This is a genomic window from Pseudonocardia nantongensis (genome assembly GCF_046546495.1).
Classification (GTDB): Bacteria; Actinomycetota; Actinomycetes; order Mycobacteriales; family Pseudonocardiaceae; genus Pseudonocardia; species Pseudonocardia nantongensis.
The window spans coordinates 12,883-32,853 of the sequence record NZ_JBKGXT010000012.1 but is presented as its reverse complement, the minus strand read 5'-3'; the positions used below and the strand labels follow the sequence as shown (position 1 = coordinate 32,853).

General features: G+C 71.6%; 20 protein-coding genes and 1 pseudogene. 12 read left to right on the top strand and 9 right to left on the bottom strand.

The window, feature by feature from the left end; translation table 11 throughout:
• Nucleotides 1-17: 17 nt before the first annotated feature.
• The gene (locus ACLFMI_RS14440) at nt 18-503 is read right to left on the bottom strand and encodes a hypothetical protein (protein ID WP_410948358.1); all 486 of its coding nucleotides are present in this window, start codon (nt 501-503) and stop codon (nt 18-20) included.
• Between the two features lie 667 nt (nt 504-1,170).
• Here ACLFMI_RS14440 and ACLFMI_RS14435 point away from each other — a divergent pair.
• On the top strand, nt 1,171-1,722 hold the full coding sequence (locus tag ACLFMI_RS14435) for a L,D-transpeptidase (protein WP_410948357.1): 552 nt from the start codon (nt 1,171-1,173) through the stop codon (nt 1,720-1,722).
• A 7-nt stretch (nt 1,723-1,729) separates the two neighbouring features.
• On the opposite strand, the gene ACLFMI_RS14430 is transcribed toward ACLFMI_RS14435, so the two are convergent.
• Entirely contained in the window at nt 1,730-2,647 is a 918-nt protein-coding gene (locus tag ACLFMI_RS14430; RefSeq protein ID WP_410948495.1) for an alpha/beta hydrolase, read from the bottom strand.
• Nucleotides 2,648-2,744: 97 nt separating this feature from the next.
• Here ACLFMI_RS14430 and ACLFMI_RS14425 point away from each other — a divergent pair, with 97 nt between their 5' ends.
• Nucleotides 2,745-3,146 (top strand): MerR family transcriptional regulator, encoded by a 402-nt coding sequence (locus ACLFMI_RS14425; RefSeq protein WP_410948356.1) that lies wholly within the window; start codon nt 2,745-2,747, stop codon nt 3,144-3,146.
• Nucleotides 3,147-3,180: 34 nt separating this feature from the next.
• On the opposite strand, the gene ACLFMI_RS14420 is transcribed toward ACLFMI_RS14425, so the two are convergent.
• Nucleotides 3,181-3,759 (bottom strand): hypothetical protein, encoded by a 579-nt coding sequence (locus ACLFMI_RS14420; RefSeq protein ID WP_410948355.1) that lies wholly within the window; start codon nt 3,757-3,759, stop codon nt 3,181-3,183.
• A gap of 6 nt (nt 3,760-3,765) precedes the next feature.
• On the bottom strand, nt 3,766-4,365 hold the full coding sequence (locus ACLFMI_RS14415; RefSeq protein ID WP_410948354.1) for a DsbA family protein: 600 nt from the start codon (nt 4,363-4,365) through the stop codon (nt 3,766-3,768).
• A gap of 897 nt (nt 4,366-5,262) precedes the next feature.
• Here ACLFMI_RS14415 and ACLFMI_RS14410 point away from each other — a divergent pair.
• The 8 genes from ACLFMI_RS14410 (at nt 5,263) to ACLFMI_RS14375 (ending at nt 14,763) form a co-directional block, all read left to right on the top strand.
• Nucleotides 5,263-5,673 carry an ArsR/SmtB family transcription factor gene (locus tag ACLFMI_RS14410; protein WP_410948353.1) on the top strand — a complete coding sequence of 137 codons (411 nt, stop codon included), beginning with the start codon at nt 5,263-5,265 and terminating at the stop codon, nt 5,671-5,673.
• Nucleotides 5,630-8,167, top strand: coding sequence for a heavy metal translocating P-type ATPase (locus ACLFMI_RS14405; protein WP_458788586.1), 2,538 nt, complete (start codon nt 5,630-5,632; stop codon nt 8,165-8,167). Before ACLFMI_RS14410 ends, ACLFMI_RS14405 begins: the two co-directional genes overlap by 44 nt.
• The gene (locus ACLFMI_RS14400; protein WP_410948351.1) at nt 8,118-8,408 is read left to right on the top strand and encodes a methyltransferase family protein; all 291 of its coding nucleotides are present in this window, start codon (nt 8,118-8,120) and stop codon (nt 8,406-8,408) included. The genes ACLFMI_RS14405 and ACLFMI_RS14400 overlap by 50 nt, the downstream gene beginning before the upstream one ends.
• Nucleotides 8,409-8,721: 313 nt before the next feature.
• On the top strand, nt 8,722-9,081 hold the full coding sequence (locus tag ACLFMI_RS14395; protein WP_410948494.1) for an integrase core domain-containing protein: 360 nt from the start codon (nt 8,722-8,724) through the stop codon (nt 9,079-9,081).
• Nucleotides 9,082-9,316: 235 nt separating this feature from the next.
• Nucleotides 9,317-9,553: a hypothetical protein gene (locus tag ACLFMI_RS14390; RefSeq protein ID WP_410948350.1), complete on the top strand. Its 237-nt coding sequence runs from the start codon at nt 9,317-9,319 to the stop codon at nt 9,551-9,553.
• A gap of 241 nt (nt 9,554-9,794) precedes the next feature.
• Complete coding sequence (locus tag ACLFMI_RS14385; protein WP_410948349.1) at nt 9,795-11,165, top strand: hypothetical protein; 1,371 nt, start codon at nt 9,795-9,797, stop codon at nt 11,163-11,165.
• Between the two features lie 235 nt (nt 11,166-11,400).
• Nucleotides 11,401-12,030, top strand: a complete 630-nt coding sequence (locus ACLFMI_RS14380; RefSeq protein WP_410948348.1) for a GIY-YIG nuclease family protein — start codon at nt 11,401-11,403, stop codon at nt 12,028-12,030.
• Nucleotides 12,031-12,216: 186 nt separating this feature from the next.
• A complete protein-coding gene (locus ACLFMI_RS14375; RefSeq protein ID WP_410948347.1) occupies nt 12,217-14,763 on the top strand; it encodes a DUF4158 domain-containing protein in 2,547 nt (848 codons plus the stop codon).
• 13 nt (nt 14,764-14,776) lie between these two features.
• On the opposite strand, the gene ACLFMI_RS14370 is transcribed toward ACLFMI_RS14375, so the two are convergent.
• Complete coding sequence (locus ACLFMI_RS14370) at nt 14,777-15,517, bottom strand: GAF and ANTAR domain-containing protein (protein WP_410948346.1); 741 nt, start codon at nt 15,515-15,517, stop codon at nt 14,777-14,779.
• 249 nt (nt 15,518-15,766) lie between these two features.
• Here ACLFMI_RS14370 and ACLFMI_RS14365 point away from each other — a divergent pair, with 249 nt between their 5' ends.
• Both ACLFMI_RS14365 and ACLFMI_RS14360 read left to right on the top strand, forming a co-directional pair.
• Entirely contained in the window at nt 15,767-15,970 is a 204-nt protein-coding gene (locus tag ACLFMI_RS14365; protein WP_410948345.1) for a hypothetical protein, read from the top strand.
• A 303-nt stretch (nt 15,971-16,273) separates the two neighbouring features.
• Nucleotides 16,274-16,429, top strand: coding sequence for a hypothetical protein (locus ACLFMI_RS14360; protein ID WP_410948344.1), 156 nt, complete (start codon nt 16,274-16,276; stop codon nt 16,427-16,429).
• A 102-nt stretch (nt 16,430-16,531) separates the two neighbouring features.
• Here the strand turns inward: ACLFMI_RS14360 and ACLFMI_RS14355 are convergent, their stop codons facing one another.
• From ACLFMI_RS14355 to ACLFMI_RS14340, 4 genes and pseudogenes are all read right to left on the bottom strand, one after another.
• Entirely contained in the window at nt 16,532-16,822 is a 291-nt protein-coding gene (locus ACLFMI_RS14355; protein ID WP_410948343.1) for a hypothetical protein, read from the bottom strand.
• Nucleotides 16,819-18,336, bottom strand: a pseudogene (locus ACLFMI_RS14350) (IS21/IS408/IS1162 family transposase). Before ACLFMI_RS14350 ends, ACLFMI_RS14355 begins: the two are co-directional and overlap by 4 nt.
• A 392-nt stretch (nt 18,337-18,728) precedes the next feature.
• The gene (locus ACLFMI_RS14345; RefSeq protein ID WP_410948342.1) at nt 18,729-19,124 is read right to left on the bottom strand and encodes a hypothetical protein; all 396 of its coding nucleotides are present in this window, start codon (nt 19,122-19,124) and stop codon (nt 18,729-18,731) included.
• A 292-nt stretch (nt 19,125-19,416) separates the two neighbouring features.
• Nucleotides 19,417-19,872, bottom strand: a complete 456-nt coding sequence (locus tag ACLFMI_RS14340) for an STAS domain-containing protein (protein WP_410948341.1) — start codon at nt 19,870-19,872, stop codon at nt 19,417-19,419.
• Nucleotides 19,873-19,971 lie beyond the last annotated feature (99 nt).

The window sequence follows — 19,971 nt, the reverse complement described above, 5'->3', positions numbered from 1 at the left end:
CCGAGGTCGCCTGGCCTCTACGTCCGAGAGATCTGTGCCAGCGTCAGGTGGTGCCGCCCGCCTTGCGGCCGAGCGGGCGCGGTCTCGACAGCGCCGACCATCCACGGTGGTGCACGAGGCCCAGCCACTACACGGACGTCGATGCCCGCCCCCGCGACGACGTCGGGCACGGCGGGGCGATCCCCGCGAGCGGTCAGAGTCGACTCGTCATGGCTGCCGGCGTCATGGCAGACCGGAGCATCGTGCTCCGGATGCGGCGCTCCGGAGCCCTCGGCCCCGGCTTCGTCGTGATGGTCCGCCGACTGATCGACCGCGGCACTCGCGAACTGTGGACTCGCCGACTGTGCCGGTGCCCCTCCGACCACGAGCTCAGGCCCGTGCGCCGACGCGACCGGGTGCAGCCCACAGATCAACACGATCGCGGACAGAGCGACAAAAAGGACGAACCGGCGGACGCCGACGGCGAGTTCGTGCGCCTTCAGCTCGCCGACGGTGTCGCTCACAGTAACCGAACCGTACCAATGTGATCGGCACGCCGGACCGCGGCGTCGAGGCCCGCGCGTGCGACATCCCGGCAACCCGATCGACGTCGTCGAGGACGGCGCCCATAGCGGATAGCGGCCATGTCCGGGAGCCGATCCGACGGCGCTGTCATCTGTGTCGCGCGTCAACGCTGTCGTCCTGGTGTCGCTCCACACGCAGTGGAAACGCCAGCCAGGTCGTTCCAGCAGGAAGCACCACGGAAATGTCAGCCGGTATGGGACGCGCCACAGGGATGAGAGTGCTCAGCGGCAGCAAGATGAGAGCGGCTACGGCGCGACCGTCTCCGACGCTGATTAGCGACGCGTGTCGTCGACAACTCAACCTGCGGGCTCCCGACCGGTCGACGGGTGGCGAGAAACGACCCATTGCCGACAGCCGCGTCCGGCCGCCTGAGCCCTGGCCGCGCCGCACCTGAGGCCCGGTGTAACGCGGCCGGTGGCACCAGTGTCATCGCTCGCACCTACCGTCGTTTCGCCCAACCGCTCGTCCTGTGTGACAGGCCGGTCACCGAGCGTCCTTCTGCTGAAGCAACTCCGCGTGGTGCCCACCCGTCGTTGATATGAGAGCGGGACGAATCGGAAGGTCGTCGCTCTCCTCGGTACTTGACGACGCATGGAGGTATCTCGGGTGCGCTTCGGGATTCGACGGGTCGGCGCACTCCTCACGGGGATGGTCGCGGTGGTCGGTGTCGGTCTGGCCGGTACCGCGGTCGCGGCCGCCGGGCCGGAAAGCAGCGCCGTTGCTCAGGATGCTCATGCCGAGGCGTTGGTGCCGGGTACCCCGTGCACGGTATCGACGAGGGCGTGTGTCGACCTGGATTCCCAACGAGCGTGGCTCGTCAAGGACGGCGCCGTCTCCTACGGTCCCGTTCCGATCGCCTCCGGCGGTGCCGGGCAGGAGACTCCGGTGGGCCACTCGTTTCGTGTTTACCGCAAGTCCGCCGACCACGTGAGCGGGGAGTTCAACGGCCCGGATGGTCAGCCCGCTCCGATGCCGTGGTCGGTGTTCTTCGCCGACGGTGGTGTGGCCTTCCATGGTGGTGACCGGGCCAGGTCCTCCGCCGGGTGCGTGAAGCTCGATCCCGAGCCGGCACAGATGTTCTTCAATGATCTGGTCGAGGGAGACAAGGTCCAGGTCGTCAACGCGTCCGTCGAGCAGCAGGCGCGGGCGGCGGGCTGATCCTGGGTCACCTCGGACCGCCAAGGGTTCGGCGCGGCGGGTCGAGAACGTTCCACAGAAAGTCGGTCTGGTCGCGGACCACGCGACTGCGCCACGGTTCGTGGAAGAGGCCGAAGTGGTCAACGGGGTAGGACTGCAGGTGCCCGAGCGGAGCTCGGCGTGCCACTGCTTGCGCGGCTCCGCGGGGAGCGATGCGGTCGCGGTCGCAGACACAGACCAGAATCGGGCAACGGACGCTGCCGGCTCGGGTGACCGGCCGGTCTCGTGGCAGGTCCAGAACGATCCTGGCCGGAACCGCGGGTGACCGGCCGTGATCGTCAGGTGGCACCACGACGCGGTAGCTGCTCGCTGCCCCGGCGGCGGTGATCAGTGCGCGGGATCCGGGTTCGCCGACCAGGTCGACGCGGAGCGGTGAGGCGCCGAGCGCCCGCCGGATCCGGTCGATGATCCCGCGCAGCAGCAGGGCGCAGGCCGTCCGTCGGCCTGCGGTGCGCAGAACGATCGTCGCTGCCGCCCGACCATCGGTGTAGGGGTTGGTGATGACCGCGGCCGCGAGGTCGGCGTCATCGGCGGCGACCTCGAGTACGTGCCCGGCGCTCAGTGACGTTCCCCAGGCGACGACTCGAGTCGGGTCGACACACGTGAGCGTCCGTACGTGGGCGATCGCGGCTCGGTAGTCGGCCCGCTGCGCGTTGAGGTCGACCAGTCCCCTGGGCTGGCCGCCACTGGTGCCCCAGTACCGGTAGTCGAATAGGAACACCTGAAATCCGGTGGCGGCGAATGCCGTGGCGATCTCCGGGAGGACGGCGGACCGGACCCCTCCGAACCCGTGCGCCATGACGATGCACGGGGCCGGCTCAGCCGCCTCGCTCCGGTAGAATGTGGCATCGCACCGGAGCTCTCGTGATCGGAACGACACGGTCATCGGCGCAGAGGCGGGCCCGCTCGGGAACGTGTGGGTCATGCACCCCACGATCGGAGCTCATGTCGACATGAAGTCAACCGGTCTGACCATCGGCGAGGTGTCCGAGCGGTTCGGGCTGGCCTCGCACGTGCTCCGTCATTGGGAGACCGAAGGGCTCCTTTCCCCGTCACGGACGAGCAGTGGGCACCGGCTCTACTCGCGAACCGATCTCTTCCGGGCAGCGGCGATCATCAATGCCAAGCGAGCGGCGCTCTCCCTCGACGACATCCGGGCCCTTCTCGACGGCGGCACCGACGGTCGGCAGGCGCGCCTGCACCATCACCGGGACGTGCTCGCCCGCAGGATCGTCGAGCAACAGGCGGCGCTGGACCTGCTCGATCAGGTCCTCGCCTGCCGGCACAGCGATCCGGCCGACTGCCCGCGGTTCCGTGCCCTGCTTGCCGAGCAGGTCGGTGACGGACCGCCCCCGGCGACGCCTGCTACCCCGGAGGAGCACTGAGGCCGCTTCAGCACGGCAGGAGTCACGACCGGCGTCAAGGGACCCGATCTTGCACACGAGCGACCGCGCGGAGGTGCCCGTGCACGTCGCGTACCCAGCTGCGGCCCTGGGCACTGCTGAAGTACAGCACCGGCATCTCGTCGAATGCCGTTGCGGCAATGGAGATGGACGAGCCGGGCCAGAGCGCCCTGTCGACGGTGATCGGGTGCTCGACGGTGAGCGTCGTCTCCCGGGAGAGCCACGCGGTGCGGCGCGAGCGTTCTGTCCGGATGCGGACCGGCCGGACCAGCGCCGCGTGGACGGGCTCGTCGCTGTCGTTCGTGACTTCCAGCTGGCCTCGGCCCGGGTCTGTCGGCCAGGCTCGGAGGCGAATCCGGGATGCTTGCGCGTGGTGTCGCCTGATCGTCTGTCGGCGGCTGAGGCGCCAGGCGAGGAAGAACGCGAGGGCGGCGCCGGCCGAGCCCACAGTCCTGGTCACGTGATGGCGGATGGTCCACTCACCGGTGCCGTCGGCCGCCTCGGGACTCCCACTGTGCCCCCAGGAACCGCGTGTGATGCCGAGACGGGCCCGAGGGGCCCGCGACGACCGGTGCCTGTCGAGAATGTCGATCATCGTTGATCAGCTCGCCGCCAGTGCGTCGTCGAGCGCACGGGTCAGGTCGTCGTAGGACTTCGGGTTGAGCTGCTCGCCGTTGACGAAGAACGTCGGCGTGCCCCGCACATTGAGGGCCAGCCCGTCCTCGCGGTCGGCGAGGACGCGTTCGCGGGTGGCGGGGTCGTTGTAGGTCGCGTCGTAGCGGGCCATGTCGAGGCCGAGCTGCTCGGCGTATCCGCGGAAGCGCTCGTCCATCGGGACCTGCTGTTCGCCCCACTCCTCCTGGGTCTCGAACATCAGCCGGTACATCTCCTCGAGCCGGCCCTGCTGGGCGGCCGCCTCCACCGCGCGGGCAGCACGCTCGGCGTTGAAGTGGCCGGGCCCGGGAAAGTAGCGGATGACGAAGTTGACGCGGTCGCCGTACTGCTGGCGGAGCTGTTCGATCGCCGGATACACCGCGCCGCAGGCCTCGCATTCGAAGTCGAGGAACTCCACGAAGTTCACGGTGGCGCCGGGCGCGGTCGACAGCCGGTGGCTGTTATCGCGGACCGCGACCGATGCGGCTTCGGAGCTGTTGTCCGGGGTGTCGCTGCCGAGGCGCGTGAGGCCGAACAGCACGGCCACGACGAGGACGAACAGGCCGGCGATGAGCAGGGACAGCGTCGTGTTGGACAGACGACGCGGTGTGTCGGACGAAGGTGTGCGGTTGCGCGTAGCGCGTGACATGGAAGGCCCTCCGGGCAGACCAGGCGACCTGGCGTCGCGAATCGGAATTCTGCTGCGGTGGCTCCGGACGCGACGTCGGGCAGGACGGCCTCAGCGGCCGGTCACGCACGGGCAGTCGAACCTGGAGCCGGGCGGATCAGTTCCGATCGACGCAGAGCACGGCGACGGGCGTGCGAACCGCCGCCGGAGGAACCGGGTTCGACACCGGCGTGGGCAGGACGGGCCGCTCCGCTCGGTCCGGCCCCAGGCACGCGGGGACGAGTGCGGGGCCCGGGTCACGTGGGTTGTCGAGTCCGCGTAGCGCGGCGTCCTCGGCGGCGTGCGATCCGCTCGGTCCGTGACAGGGCCGATCCTGGGTGCACGGATCTGTCTCGTTCGGTGAGATCAGATCCCCGGCTTCGGGACTCCTGGTGGGGCTCTCCGCGTCGGGAGCCTCGTCGGGCCCGCAGCCGGGGCATTCTGCGGTCTCGTGGTCCGGAGGCACCGTGACGGAGGCGACGGTCGCCACCGCCTGCTCCTGAGTCATGTCGTCGCAGGCCAGGAGGGGGCCGAACGCGGTGTGTACGAGCACGGCCAGCAGCAGGACGACGAATGGGGTTGCGGGACGGCGCATCGCAGTACGCACGATCACCCACCCCTCCTCAGAAGGCAACGGGCCTGGTCATTCGTCCTGATGGACCCGACGTCATGCCACCGACCTGCATTTTCGACGGCTCGTAGAGTACGTCCGCCCTCCTGCGCTCTCGCCTCCGGGCAGCACTACCCAAACATATCGACGACCGTTAGAATGTTTGTATGGCCATGGATGACGCGTGTGACCTGCTCTGTCTCGATCTTCCGCACGCCGAACGGATCCGTGCCGCACTGCCGGACATCACTCGTGTCGAACCGGTGGCCGGTATGGCCCGCGGACTCGGGGATTCCACCCGGCTGCGGATCGCGGCCGCCCTCCTCGAGGGGGCCGAACTGTGCGTGTGCGACACCGCCTGGATCGTCGGAGCGTCGCAGGCACTGGTGTCACACCACCTGCGCCAGCTGCGCACGGCCGGTGTCGTGACCTCGCGCCGGGACGGCCGGATGGTGATGTACCAGCTCTCCGACCGGGGCCGCGCCGTCCTGTCGGTGCTGGTCGAGGTCGACAACGGCACAGCCGTCGACTCCGATGGCGACGGTGACGCGGTGCTGGAAGGGGCGGATCGTGTCTGAGTCCGGCACTGCATCCGCACCCGCAGCCGACAGCACTGCGGGCGGCGACGAGGGGCCTGGCCGTATCTGGCAGGTCCGGGAGTTGCAGTTCGCCGCGGTCGCTGCGGTGCTGCTCGCTGCCGCCTGGGTGATCGCTCTCGTCGCCGGTGTTCCGGCGCTGCTGATCGGCGGGGTCGAGTTGGTCGCGGCCGTGGTCGCGGCGTCGATGTTCGTGCCCGACGCGGTGCGCAACCTGCGCCACGGCCGGATCGGTGTCGGCACCCTGATGACGATCGCCGTGATCGGCGCCGTGGCGCTCGGACAGATCGCCGAGGCCGCCCTGCTCGGGATCCTGTTCTCCATCGCCGAAGGGCTCGAGCACCATGCCGTGACCCGGACCCGCCGCGGCCTGCGTGCCCTGCTCGGGCTGGTCCCCCCGACCGCCTCGGTGCTGCGTGACGGCGACGAGGTCACCGTGTCCCCTGACGGCCTCGTCGTCGGCGACGTCCTGATCCTGCGCCCCGGTGAGCGGGCCGCGACCGACGGCGCCATCCGCACCGGGCGGACCAGCCTGGACACCTCCGCGATCACCGGTGAGTCGGTCCCGGTCGAGGCGGGACCGGGCGACGACCTCTACGCCGGGACGATCAACGGCGGTGGCGCGATCGAGGTCGTGGTCAGCGCCCCGGCCTCGGACAGCTCGCTGGCCCGGATCGTGCACATCGTCGAGCAGGCCCAGGAGCGCAAGGGCTCCGGTCAGCGCCTCGCCGACCGGATCGCTCGCCCGCTGGTTCCCGCGATCATGGTCCTGGCCGTGCTGATCGCCGGGCTGGGCGCGCTGTTCGGCGACCCGATGCTCTGGCTCGAACGAGCCCTCGTCGTGCTCGTGGCCGCGTCACCGTGCGCGCTGGCGATCTCGGTACCGCTCACCGTGGTCGCCGCGATCGGCGCGTCCAGCCGGCACGGCGCGCTGGTCAAGGGTGGTGCGGCGCTGGAGGAACTCGGCCGGATCCGAGCCGTCGCGTTGGACAAGACCGGCACCCTGACCCGCAACGAACCCGAGGTGGTCGAGGTTCTCGCCGCACCCGGCGAGGACCGCACCGACGTGCTGGCCACCGCCGCCGCGCTGGAATCCCGGAGTGAGCATCCGCTGGCCCGGGCGGTCCTCCCCGCCGCCGAGGCGGCACCGTGGTCGGTCGCGGTACGGCCCGCCGACGACGTCACCGCCGTGCCCGGGCACGGCCTGATCGGCGTCCGCGACGGGGTCGAGCTGCGGCTGGGCAAGCCCGGCTGGGTCGACGCCGGCCCGTTGGCCGACGACGTCGCGCGGTTGCAGGACCAGGGGGCGACGGTCGTACTCCTCGAGCGCGGCGGCACGCTGCTCGGCGCCGTCGCCGTCCGTGACGAGCTGCGCCCCGAAGCCGTCGAAGCCGTTCGCCGCATGCGCGCGCTCGGGATCGAGGTCGCCATGCTCACCGGCGACAACCAGCGCACCGCGGCGACACTCGGTGAGCAGGCCGGGATCGGCGTCGTGCACGCGGAACTGCGCCCGCAGGACAAGGCTCGTCTGCTGCCCGAGATCGCCCGGGGCCGCCGGATAGCGATGGTCGGTGACGGCGTCAACGACGCCCCCGCGCTGGCCACCGCCGATGTCGGCATCGCGATGGGCGCCATGGGCACTGACGTCGCCATCGAGACCGCCGACGTCGCGTTGATGGGCGAGGACCTGCGCCACCTCCCGCAGAACCTCGCCCACGCCCGCCGCGCCCGCACGATCATGCTGCAGAACGTCGGCTTCTCGTTGCTGATCATCGGTGCGCTGATCCCGCTCGCCGCGTTCGGTGTCCTGGGGCTGGCCACCGTCGTGGTGATCCACGAGGCCGCCGAAGTGCTGGTCATCCTCAACGCCGTCCGCGCCGCGCGGACACGGACCCTGCCCGGTCTGACCGCCGCCCCGGCCACCTTGGGGCGACACCACATCACGGTCGAGCCCGCGCCGGAACCGGACGACCCCTGCTGCGCGCCGAACCCCGACCGGCCACACCCCACACGGTGGCCACCGGACCGTCGCCGCTCGACACCGCCCCGGGATCCGCGCCGGCACCGTGGCCGCACCAGAGCGGTTGCGCGAATGGATGCGCATGCTGCAGCCCCGAACGGTCCGCTGCCGAACGAGAGACACAGGCACACGAGAGGTCTCACCCATGACCACGGCCAGCCGGGCGGCACGACTGGCCAATACCGTCCTCACGGTTGCCGTGATCCCGCTTCTGCACCGGATGCAGAACGAGCTGGACCGCAACGGAACCCTGCGGCGGGGAACCCAGATGATGATGTGGGCTGCCTACGCGACGTTCGGAGTCCTGCTCACCGAGTCCCTCGCCCTCCGCCGCGACGTGCCGACCGGCCGGCGCGTCGCCGGCTACGCCGTCGCCGCAGCCGGGACGACTCTTGCAGGAGCCGGCATGACGCCGTTCGCCAGCCCGCAGCAGCTCAACGGCGGCGAGACCGGTGAGCTGATCATCGGCGGGGTCTACAACTACAGCCGCAACCCCCAGTACACGGGCTTCGTCGCCGCCACCGCCGGGCTCGCCGTCGCCCGGGGCTCACCACGGGCCGCGCTGCTGGCCATCGAACTGGCCGTGATCATGCGCGCCTGGGTAGCGGTCGAGGAAAGGCACCTGCGGCGACAGTTCGGAACGGCCTACGGGCGCCTGTGCAGCCGAGTTCCGCGTTGGATCGGCGTTCGGTCATAGGGGGCGGGGGCCACGCGCCCCGCCCTTGACTCCGAACATGCGACCAGGAGGTCAGCACCATGCTGGTACAGCACCTGCGGGCGCGCCCTCGACCCGGCGCCACCCTGCCGATCAACGCCACGGCCGGCCGCGGTCGACCGGCGGCACCGTGCCGACCACGCCGCCACCATGACGACCACCACCGACCGAAATGCCCGACTCTGATCTGCACCCTCGATGACGCCGACATCTTCCTAGCCCGAACGTCAAGCATCACCCGAGCCAGGAACGTCAAGCATCAGGTGGGACCAGACAGCGAAACCCGACAGCTGCCATCACCCACCGACTCACCCAGCCCGCATCACCGACCACGACCGGGAAGGTCGAGCGGTTCCACCTGACCCTGCGCCGCGAGTTCCTCGACCCCACCGGCCCCTTCGAGACCGTCCCGGCCGCCCAGGCAGCGCTCGACTCCTGGATCACCAGCTACAACTGCGACCGCCCGCACCAAGCCATCGACATGGCCCACCCCGTCGACCGGTTCGCCCCCAGCCAAGACCGTCGCGACGACGAGGACCTGCTCCCGCTGCGGCTCCCGGCCCAGCTCACCACGGTCGAGCCGACGACCACGCTCGAGCCGAGCACCGCTGCGGCTGCGCCGCATCCCGACCAGGCCGACAGATGCGGATCGTGACCCGTCGTCCGCCGAGGATTTCTGCGGCCAGTAGCCAGGACCCGGCGAGGGAGATGGTGCCGACCCGGGAGACGGTGCGGTCGACTTCCAGGGCGGTCCCGTCGGCCTCGATCGGGGGCAGCGGTGGCACGGAGTCGACGCGCGGCCGGTCCCGATTAGGTGAACCAGCGAGAGACTCGAACTCACGGCGCGTCGGGACCCCGCTGTTTCAGATACCTGTGGCACGATCCGGGGCATGCCGAAGCGGGGAGCATACGGAGGTCGCCCTTCCAAGGGTGACCGCGACACGATGGTCACCCGGCTGCCCGCCGACGAGGGCGCCGAGGTTCGCCAGCTCGCAGTCGATCTCGACTGGAGCTACTCGGACACACTCGCTGCGCTGATCCGGCTCGGGATGCAGCACCGCGATCGGCTGCCGACCCCACCAAGTGGCCGCGACCAGGAGGAACTGCCTCTGAACAAGGCCTCCTAAACGAGAACGAGACGGCCCCCTGGCAGGGGGGCCGTCTCCGTTCGTTCTCGCGTCACTCGGACCTGCACCCGAGGTGACGCCGTAGCCCCGGCGAACCGGGGCCGATCCCCATCCGTCCAAGAAGGGGCGCTTTCGCGTGTCCAGGATACATCCTGGGCCGGGAGCCAACCACTACAGACACGGGGCGAATTCGGCGTGCCCGGAATCGGGTCGCTCGCCGGCAGCGGGCACCGGGTTCTGCGTGCTCTGCTACGAGCACGGCGCGTTCACCCTGGCCTCCGGCCCCTCCCAGCTCTGCCTGCTCCACGAGCTCCCCCTCGGTGAGCAGCCCCCTACCGGCGCCTACGGCATCCGCGCCGGCACCGCGCCGCGCCGGACACCCCGCGGCCGTGGCGCGCGCCGCACTACCGGACCGACCAGCGGGCCCGGCCTGACCAGCCGCGCGCTCTCACCCAGCCGGCGTGCTCGGGCACGGGGCGTCGCGCGGGCCCGCGCACGCCACCGGGACGGATTCGTCCCGCACCCGGGATGGCGCCACTTCATCGACCGCGAGTACCGGGTCCTGACCTCCCAGCGCGAGGCCCTCGACTACGTCGCCCGCCTCGTCGACGACGAGGACTGGCGGACGGACAAACGCCGCAGCTGGGCGGCGATCCTGCGCCGTCTGGTGTGCCACATGGACTGGGAGACCGGCCTGATCACCGGCCTGACCAGCCACCGCCTCGGCGCCGCAGGCGACCGGGCCACCCGCACCGTGTCCCGAGTCCTGGCCTGGGCCCGCGACTGCGGTCTACTCGTGGTCGTCGAGCCCGGCGCCAGCGCCGAGTTCCTCAGCACCGACACCGGACGCACCCCCACCTACGCCCTCGTTACCCACACTCCACCCCCCCACCTCGCCGGCCCCCAGCACGACGAGGAGCCGGGCACCGTGTCCGCAGGTCAGACCCCTGTGGAAGAAAGTGGCGACCTCCCCACTACTCCAGTGAGTACTAAGCCCTTGACGGGCGGCAGACGGACTCACCTCACTTCCCAGCCCAAGTGGCACCCCTACGACGTCCCCGACACCCCCGGAGCCAGAAACGCAGCCACCCGCACCCTGCTCTCACATCTCGGCCTAGGAGGCCGAAAAGGCGGCAAGATCGAGATCTGGCGGGCCCGGGCCCTGCTCAAACCGTGGTGGGACGCCGGCGCCACCGTCACCGGGCTGCTGCACGCCCTCGAATACCACCCCGACCGGCCCGACCACCGGCGCGGCGACCTGACCTCCGGGGCACGCGACCCGCTGCGGATCATCGGAGCACGGCTGCGGCCCTGGCACGGGCGCCTCGGCGAAATCCGGGCCGTACAAATCGGTCACATGCGCGCCACTACCTCCGGCTCCGCCGCGGCGAGCACCGCCCCGGCAGCGGCAGCCACTCGGCGTGACGTGGCGTCCACGCGCGCCCTGCTCGACCGCCCCGCCGGACGCGGCGCCCGCCAGTCCGCCCGCGACGCCCTCAGCGAACATCTCCGCCAGCTGCGCGAGACCCGCGGACAGCACCCCCACCAACCCGCTCCGGCGGCCCGCGGTGTCGCCGCACGCCGGCTGCGCCGCAGCCGGATACGACGCTGATCCGGCCGCGCCCGTGGATGGAGGCCGCCCGTGGCCTTCGCCGCCGGAGCTCACGCCCAACGACGAGGCCAGCGAGGTCGCTAACCACCAGCGCCGTGCGAGCTCTTCGCCCGAGCGACTCAGCAGGCTCCGCCGCGCCGAAATTGTGGTCTCTCCTCCGCATCCGTGGCGCTGAAGTGTCAGGGGCTTCCGGCACCGTGCCCACCGACAGCCCACCGGCGCATAAGGAGCTCCCGTGGTGGCAACAAGAACAACCGGCCCGTACCCGCTGGAAGGGCCGTGGCCGGAGCCAGAGATCGACACCGACTGGCACGCGGTCTACTGGATCTACGACGCCCGTCGACACCCGCGACCCACGCTGCTCTACATCGGCGCAGCGCGGTTCCCCGCCGACCGGCTCGCCCAGCACCGCCGCAACCAAGCACCGTTTTTGCCCTATGCCCGCTACTGGACCTACCAGTGGTACACGACCCGCGCGGCGGCACTGGCCGCCGAGAAGCACCTCAACGAGCAACTCGACCCACCGTTCGACTTCTCCCGCCGCACCGGCCCCGCGGCCCACCCCTCCGACCGGTCACGCGAACTGCGCCGGCCCCGGGAAGGCAGCCGCCTCCAACTGGTCGACCAGCCCTACGAGACCGGCGGCAGCGACGTTCGGCCCAGCGCGACCGCCCCCTACCGCGCCGCGCGGCCAACGCTCTACCTCAGTCCTGAAGAACACCGAGGCATCCGGCGGCGTCACGTGGACACCGGAATCGACACCAACCAGTTGGTCCGGTCCCTGCTACGCCTCTACCAACACGACCCCGACGTCGCCGCCACCGTCGACGAGCTGGCCCAAACCTGGGCCAACGAAACCGAGTAGCCCCGAAGCTCAACCGGGCAACGAACTCCTGGCCAGAGCACCGTGCAGAGCGAGCGTGGCCTGCTCGGCCAGCCCCGGGGTCGGGGAACAACCGAGCAGCCGTTGGCGGCGAGAACGATCTTGCACTGGAGCCGGACGCCGATCCCCGATCGGGCGTGATGTAGGCCACCTCTAGGGTGCGGCTTCGTGCCGGTGGAGTTCCTCAGCGACGCCCAGGTCGCCGCCTATGGCTGCTTCGGTTCGGAACTGCCGGCAGTGGAGATGGAGCGCTGCTTCTACCTTGACGAGGACGCCCACGATCTGATCGCGAAGCGGCGGGTGAACTCGCACCGGCTGGGCATGGGAGTGCAGATCGGTACGGTGCGGGCGGTCGGCCGGTTCCTGGAGGATCCGCTGGAGGTGCCGTGGCCGGCGGTCGAGTTCGTGGCCGAGCAGCTGGGTATCGAGGACGCCTCATGCGTGAAGGGGTATCTGGAGCGCTCGAAGACCGCCTACGAGCACGCGTGGGAGATCACCGAGCGGTACGGCTACCGGGCGTTCGAGGCGCACTCGGCCGCGGCCGAGTTCGCCCGGTTCCTCGACGGACGGGCGTGGACGCATGCCGAGGGCCCGGTGGCGTTGTTCGAGCAGTCCGTGGGTTGGCTGCGTCGGCATCGGGTGTTGCTGCCCGGTGTGACGGTGTTGGCCCGCCGGGTGGCCGCGGCGCGAGAGGCGGCCGAAGCCCGGCTGTATGACGCCCTGGCCAGCGCGGCGTCGCAGGCCGACCCGGAGCTCCCGCGGCGGCTGCGGGAGCTGTTGGTCGTGCCGGAGGGTGCGCGTCTGTCCCGGTTGGAGGCGCTGCGCCGGGCCCCGCGACGCAGCTCGGGCCCGGAGATGGTCAAGGCGCTGGAGCGGGTGGAGGATGTCGCGGGCCTCGGCGTGCGCGAGGTCGACGTGGCCGACATTCCGGCCAACCGGCTGGTCGCGCTCGCGCGGGTCGGGCTGGATAGCAAGACCGCCGCGCTGGCGCGGATGAGCGAGCCGCGTCGGACCGCAACCTTGCTGGCGGTGGTGCGGCATCTGGGCGCGGTCGCGATCGACGATGCGTTGGATCTGTTCGGGCTGCTGATGGCCACCAGGTTGCTCAGCCCATCCCGGCGGGCCTCGGCCGAGGCGCGGCTGGCGATGCTGCCGCGGCTCGAACGCGCCTCAAGGACCGTGGCGCGGGCTGGGCGGGTGCTGCTCGACGCGCTGACCGCCGCCGAGACCGCGGGCGAGGAGAGCGGCGAGACGGTCGCGGACGGCACGGACGCTGGCGCCGCCACGTTGTTGGATGTGGCGGGGTTGTGGACGGCGGTGGAGGCGGTGGCTTCCCGCAAGGAGCTCCGCGAGGCGCTCGGGATCCTCGAGCAGCTGGTGCCCGACGACGACGGCTCCGCCGACACGGCGCTGCGTACCGCCCTGGCCGGGCGCTACAACACGGTGCGCCCGTTCCTGGCGCTGCTGGGCGAGTCGGGCGCGCTGCACGCCGCCCCGGGTGGTGAGCGGGTGCTGGCCGCGGTACGCCGCCTGCCCGAGCTGGCTCGCCGCCGGGTCGGGCAGAAGCCGTTGACTCTGGACGAGGTCGACATCGAGCTGGTCACCCCGGCGTGGCGGCGGGTGGTGTTCGACAACCCGGCCCTGTCCGGGGCCGCCGTCGACCGCGACGCCTACGTGGTCTGCGTGCTCGAGGCGCTGCACCGGGCCCTGGGCCGTCGCGACGTGTTCGCCCGCCCGTCGGTGCGGTGGGCTGATCCACGGGCCCAACTGCTCGTCGGCGAGAGCTGGGACGTCGTGCGCGAGGACGTGCTGGCTGGGCTGGGCCTCGACGAACACGCGCCGGCGCATCTGGCGCGCCAGGCGATCGCGTTGGACGCGGCGTGGAAGCAGACCGCCGCCCGGCTTGGCGAGGCCGGCGACAGCGCCCGCGCCCGGGTCGTGGCCGGCCGGGACGGCCGCGCGCGGATCGAGGTGGACCCACTGGGGGCCAAGGAGGAGCCGGAGAGTCTGCGCTGGCTGCGCACGACCACCCAGGCCATGCTGCCGCGGATCGACCTGCCCGAGCTACTGCTCGAGGTGCATGCCTGGACCGGGTTCCTCGACGCCTACACCCACCTGGCCGAGACCTCCACACGCGCCACGGATCTGCCGGCCAGCCTGGCTGCGCTGCTGATCGCCGAGAGCTGCAACGTCGGCCTCACCCCGGTGACCAAGCCCGGGGACCCGGCCCTGACCCGGGCCCGGCTGGCCCACGTGGACCAGTACTACGTGCGCGCCGACAACCACGCCGCGGCCAACGTGGTGCTCATCGACGCCCAGGCCGACATCGCGCTGGCCCAGCAGTGGGGCGGCGGGCTGCTGGCCTCGGTCGACGGGCTGCGCTGTCTGCGGGGTGCAGATCTCGGATCGACGACTGCGGCTCGCTCCCCTCGCCGACCACTAAACCGACCACCTGCTCGACCGAGTCCCGCCCGGCAGGTCGCGGCCCGGCTGATCTGCGTAGACCCGCGTCGTTCACCCACGGTTGGTGTGCTGGCGGGAGCGCGTGGGCATCGCGAACGCCTGGCCCGCCGGTACGGCGGCGCTCCCTGGCTGGTTGCCGGCCTGACCGTCCGGGCCGCGACGGCACGCTGCACGCAACCCGGGGGCGGGCCGGTCTTACGCGTCGTCCACCGGACCGCCGCCTGCGCCATCCCGCCGCCGGCACCGGTGTGAGCGCCGTGCCTGCTCAGGGAGTGGGCGGTCCGGAGCGGCCTTGGGTGGCCTCGTTCAGCAGCCAGGTGGCGACGTCGCGCAGCTTGAGGTTGGTGTCCTGGCTGGAGCGCACCAGCATCGCGAACGCCTGGTCCTCGGACAGGGTGAACCGTTCGATCAGGATGCCCTTGGCTTGGCCGATCACATCGCGGGTGCGCAGCGCCTCGTTCAACCCGGCGGCCCGCTTGGCCCCATGCAGGGCGATCGCGGCGTGCGAGGCGAACAGTGCCCCGGTCTCCAGCGAGGAATCGTCGAACACGCCGGCCCGACCGGCGTAGAGGTTCAACGCACCCGCGTTGCCGTTCTGCGCGAACAGGAAGAACGAGCACATGGTGGCCACCCCCCGCTCGGCCGCGGCCGCGGCGAACCGCGGCCACCGCTCGCCCGCGGTGTCCATGTCGGTGACCAGGACGCGGCCGTGCTCGTGGATGGAGTCCCGACATGGGCCCTCGCCGAGCTCGTTCTGCCACGCGTCGAACTCGGCGACGACCTCGTCGCTGGGTGCCCGGGAGGTGATCGTGCCGTCGGCCTCGACGAACGAGATCCCGGCCCGGTCCACGTGCGGGATCGACGCGATCGCGCCAGCCACGATCAGCTCCAAGGTGTGCTCTACGCCGCCGTTACGCGCCAGCAGCTTGCGGGCGGCTGTATCGAGCGCCTGCGCCAATCCGGCGCCAACCCCCTGCTCACCGGCGCCCGACACGCTCGACTCCACCTACCACACCGCCCGCTATCATATCGCCGTCGTGCTCGACCATCGCTGGCAAGGGTACGGGCCCGACCGCGGCAGGCGACCACAGCCACCCCTGGCCGCCCCACTCGCCCGCAGTGGCTCACCGGAGCAGGGCCCGCCCGGTGGTTGGGAGCCGACACCGCGGGTACTCCTGCGGCTATGGAACCAATCCACCGGCTAGACGAGGATGAGCAGCAGCTGTCCTCGGAGACACTGCGGGTGGGTCTGGCGATGAGTGCACTCGATGTCGACACCCTGTGGTTGCACTGTGCGTCGCTCGCCTCGGTACCGAGCCTGGGCTGGCTGGTCGCGGTGCTCGACAACAGTCAGCCGCGCACCGCGCACGAGCACGATGTCGTCGCCCAGGCGCTCAACGACACCTTCATCGACGCGGCCCAAGACCACCCCGTCCGCTACGCCGCGCAGCTCAGCTAACCGCTATCCCAGCATCACCTACTGCGCCGCAACGGACTGGCCATCCCGGCGTGGGTCTCGAGCGCGGGGTGTCGCGAACCGGGTAGACGGGCCGAGGCCAGTCCCTTCCGCCGACACGCAGTCGCTGACCTCCGAGAGGGGTTGCCTGTTGACGTCCTCACCCCGCTCCCGGCGCGGAACCCGACCCACGACCTGCGCCGGATGCGTCCGCCGCGCTGGCAACCGGCCGCGCCGAACTCACCGGCCCACGCACTGACCGGCAGCTGCGACCCCTGACGCGTTCGCCGCATTCGACGAGTGGCGGTGACGCGGCTGGCCGAGCAGCTGGGCTGTTCGGGGTCGCGTTCGCGCACCCGGTGGCTACCGGGCTTAGCCTGCACCGGGCTCGTCGCGGTCGCCGCGGCGACCGCGTTGCTGCTGGTGGTGTCCCCGGCTCCGGCCGCGGTGGTGATCCGCTGAGCACCTGGCCACCTCGGCGGCGACCTCACGGCCGGCTTCGACACCGCCGCCGTGATCAACGTCGTCGTGCTCGGCGCCGGCGGTGCCCTGGCGCGCACGGTGCTAGTGCTCGGCAGTCGCCGCCCGCACGCGGATCGTGGCCTCGTCGCGGCCGGTGATCTCCTCAGCCAGCAACACCCGCAGCACCTCGGCCGGGTCCCAGCGTTGCGCCCGCGCGGTCGCGAGGACGTCGGGGGCGTGCTGGCGCAGGTAGGGCATCCGCAACCGGCGAGCCAGGCGCAGCATCTCCTCGGTGGGCTGCCCGGACGCGGGTGGCGGGCTCGCGCTGCCCGTGGCCTGTGAGCTGCCCGTGGTCTCGGGGTCTGCGGCTTGCGCTGTGCTGGTGGCGATCATGGCGCTGCCTCCTGGCCGGTGGTCGGAGCGGCGCCGAACAGGGCCCAGGCGCTCGTGCCGGTCTGCAGGCTGTGGGTCTCCGAGGCCCGCGCCGGTGTCGCGGCGGGTGGGCGGTTGCGTTGGTGGGCCAGGATCGCGGGCAGGTCGTCCTCGGCGAAGCGACCGGCCAGCGCGGCGGCGCCGAGGGCCATGGTCGACTGCGGCTCGGCTGTGCAGCTTGGCCAGCGATACCGCCTCGGTCATCTTCGAGCGCATCCGCCCGGTGCCGGCCGCGGCCGCCTCGGTGAGCCAGTCGGCGGCGCCGGGACCGATGGCCAGGAACGCCTCCTCCGCGGCGCTGCCGGCTCGCGGGGTGCGGTCGCCGGGGACGACGCGTCGGGACGGGTGGGTGTCGGGGTAGTGCTCGTCGCGGATCTGCGGTGTCCCGCGTCGTCCGCGGCGGTGGCGGGCGACCTCGCGGGGCCCGTCCGGGTCGACGACGGTGACCACCAGCTCGTCACCGGCCAACCGGGCCCAGGCCCGCTGATCCACCAGCTCGCAGGGCACCGAGTAGCGCACCCCGGCGACCGAGATCGTGGCGTCCCAGCCGACCCGGCGGGTCTCGCCGAATGCGGTGGTGACCGCCGCGACCGGCAACGTGTGCAGCCGGGTGGCCTCCTCGGCCAGCATCTCGACCGGTGTGCGTCCGGTCGCCCGGTGCGTGCGCGCGTTGACCCGCTCGCAGAACTGTCGGCAGGCCGTCTCGAGCTCGGCGAACTCGCCGTAGGCGTCGAGCAGGTTGGCATCGGTGGGGACCAGGTCGGCCTTCGCGATCCGCACGGTGGCCTCCGAGCCGCCCTTGGTCTGCGGATCCGCCGGCACACAGGTGCGGATGGTCATCCCGTAGTGCCGTCCGGCGGTCACCACGTCGGGGTGGCGGACCGGGACCCGGGCGATGTGTTCGACGGTCACGGTCTTCTCGTTGTCGGTCAGCGCATACGTCGGCGCCCCACCGATCCGGCGCAGCGTGGTGTCCACACAGGCCAGCAGCGAGGGCAGCGTCCGGTCCCGGACCGGAAGCACGACCCGGAACCTCGACGAGGCCAGCCACGCGCAGAACAGCAGCGTGTCCCGCCCGTCGACCCACGGTCCGGCGCCCGAGTCGAACTGCAGCCACAGCCCCGGCTCGGGCAACCAGGGCCGGAACACCCGCCGCTGCCCGGCCCGCCAGGCGGCCTTCGCCTCGGCGACCGCGCGCCGCGTGGTCCGCTCCGAACCGGCGAAGCCCATCGCGGTCAGCTTGTCGTGCACCCGATCCGCGCGGATCCGCCCGTTCGACCGCTCCACCCACTCCTCGATCTTCGGCAGGAACTCGTCCAGGCTCATCGCCCGCCCGGAGCGTGGCCGACCTCGCGCAGCGCGACGTAGTGGGCGACGGTCTTGTGATCACACCCGGCCAGGGCGGCGGCTGCTCGCAGCCCGCCGGTGAGGTCGTACGCCTCCAGGATCTCCATGATCTCCTCGCTGGTCTTCAACCCGGCTCCCTGCCCGCTCCCGACGATCACTGTCGAGGGCCAGCAAGCCGGACGACACCGCCGCCAACCGGCGGCGACACGGACTCAGTGGGGAAAAACCACGGCCATCAGTGGGGAGCATTCGTGGCCGCCAGCGGGGAGATCAGCCGCCCGCCACTGGGGAGGATCTCGTGTCCGCCGACAAGAACGCCGGCGGGCGCTCGGGTGCGATGTCCCGACCGGGTCCCCGAGCAGACAGATCGGAAACCACTGGTCACACCCCGGGTTCCGGGGGTGGGCACCGTGGCGGGTCCGGGGTGCGCACCAGCGTGTCCGCATCGTCGGGGTCCACGCTCGGCCCGATGCCCGCACCACCCGGCCGCCCGACGCGCGGCCCCCTCACCGGTGCGGCCTCATCGGAGTGGGTATCGGCGGGCCCCGGTGACCCGCGGCGCGCTATCGGGGGCAGGGCGGCGCAGTATCCGGGATTCGTGGCGGTGGGAGCCGAAGACGGTGACCAGGACGTAGAGGTCTTCGGCGTGGGTCGCAACGGCGGCATGGACCTGTTCAGTGACCGCGGTGGCGCAGTGGGGCCAGAACCCAACGACGCCGACGACGAGGATGCGCTCGTGCAGAGCGAGGCCAGCCAGCCAGCCGTGCGGGGTCCGGGTGGCGATGGCGCCGCGGGAGCCGGGATGCAGACCGGCTACCGCGGGGCAGCCCTGTACCGCCTGTGCCAGCGCACCGAGATCCACCGCGGGCGCGGCGACCGGCCGGGCCCGGTCGAGACGCGACTCGACCTCAGTCATCGGTGGACGCTGGCCGGGGGCTCGCTGGTGGGCGGGGCGGGTCCGGATCGGCGGGGTGCGGGTCGGTGGTACCGAGCCGGCGTACCTGCTCCCACAGCGACGCTTCGTCAACGCGCGGTGTCCGGTCGTGGGCGGTGTCGGGCAGGCCCGCAGCGGAGGTGGCGCGGCCGCGATCGGGCATCGGGGTGCTCCTCGCAAGTCGGTGGGTCTGGGGTCGGGCTGGGCCTCACGGAGGTTTCCCGGCGGCCGAGGTACGGGCACCCGGTCGAGCAGCCGAGCAGGCGAGCCCGAGCTACGCCGGGCTGCCCCCCGCCGGGGTCAGCGCTGGGGTCGGGGTGGGGCCGGAGTCGATCCGGGCCGCGCGCAGGGCGGCCGCACTCGAGACCGAGTCGCCGACCATCAGCGTCATCGATCCGCCGCCGAGCCAGGCGTGATGCTGGGCGGTGAGCAAGGAGGCGATCGCGCACGCGCCGAGGAACCGGACCTGGTCCAGATCGAGCACGACGTGATCTCCGACCGCGGTGGCCACCGCGCCCAGCACCGCATCCTCGAACGCGGCCCAGGTGGCCAGGTCGATCTCACCGGCCACGCTGATCACCGTCCGGCCGTCGCGAGATCGGCTGATCTGGATCTCTACCGCAGCGACGCACTCGGCGCCGGCCTCGTTGCGGTCGACCCAGCGTGCGCCGGATCCGTCAGGGGCAGCGGCGCCCACCGGGCGGGCCGGCGGGGCGGGCGGGATGGTCATCGGCAACAGAGCTCCACAGGTCCAACAGACACGCACCCACCCACCGGGTCCGCGGACCCGGCGCGGGCTCGCCCCGGCGTCCGAGTGGTGTCCGACAAA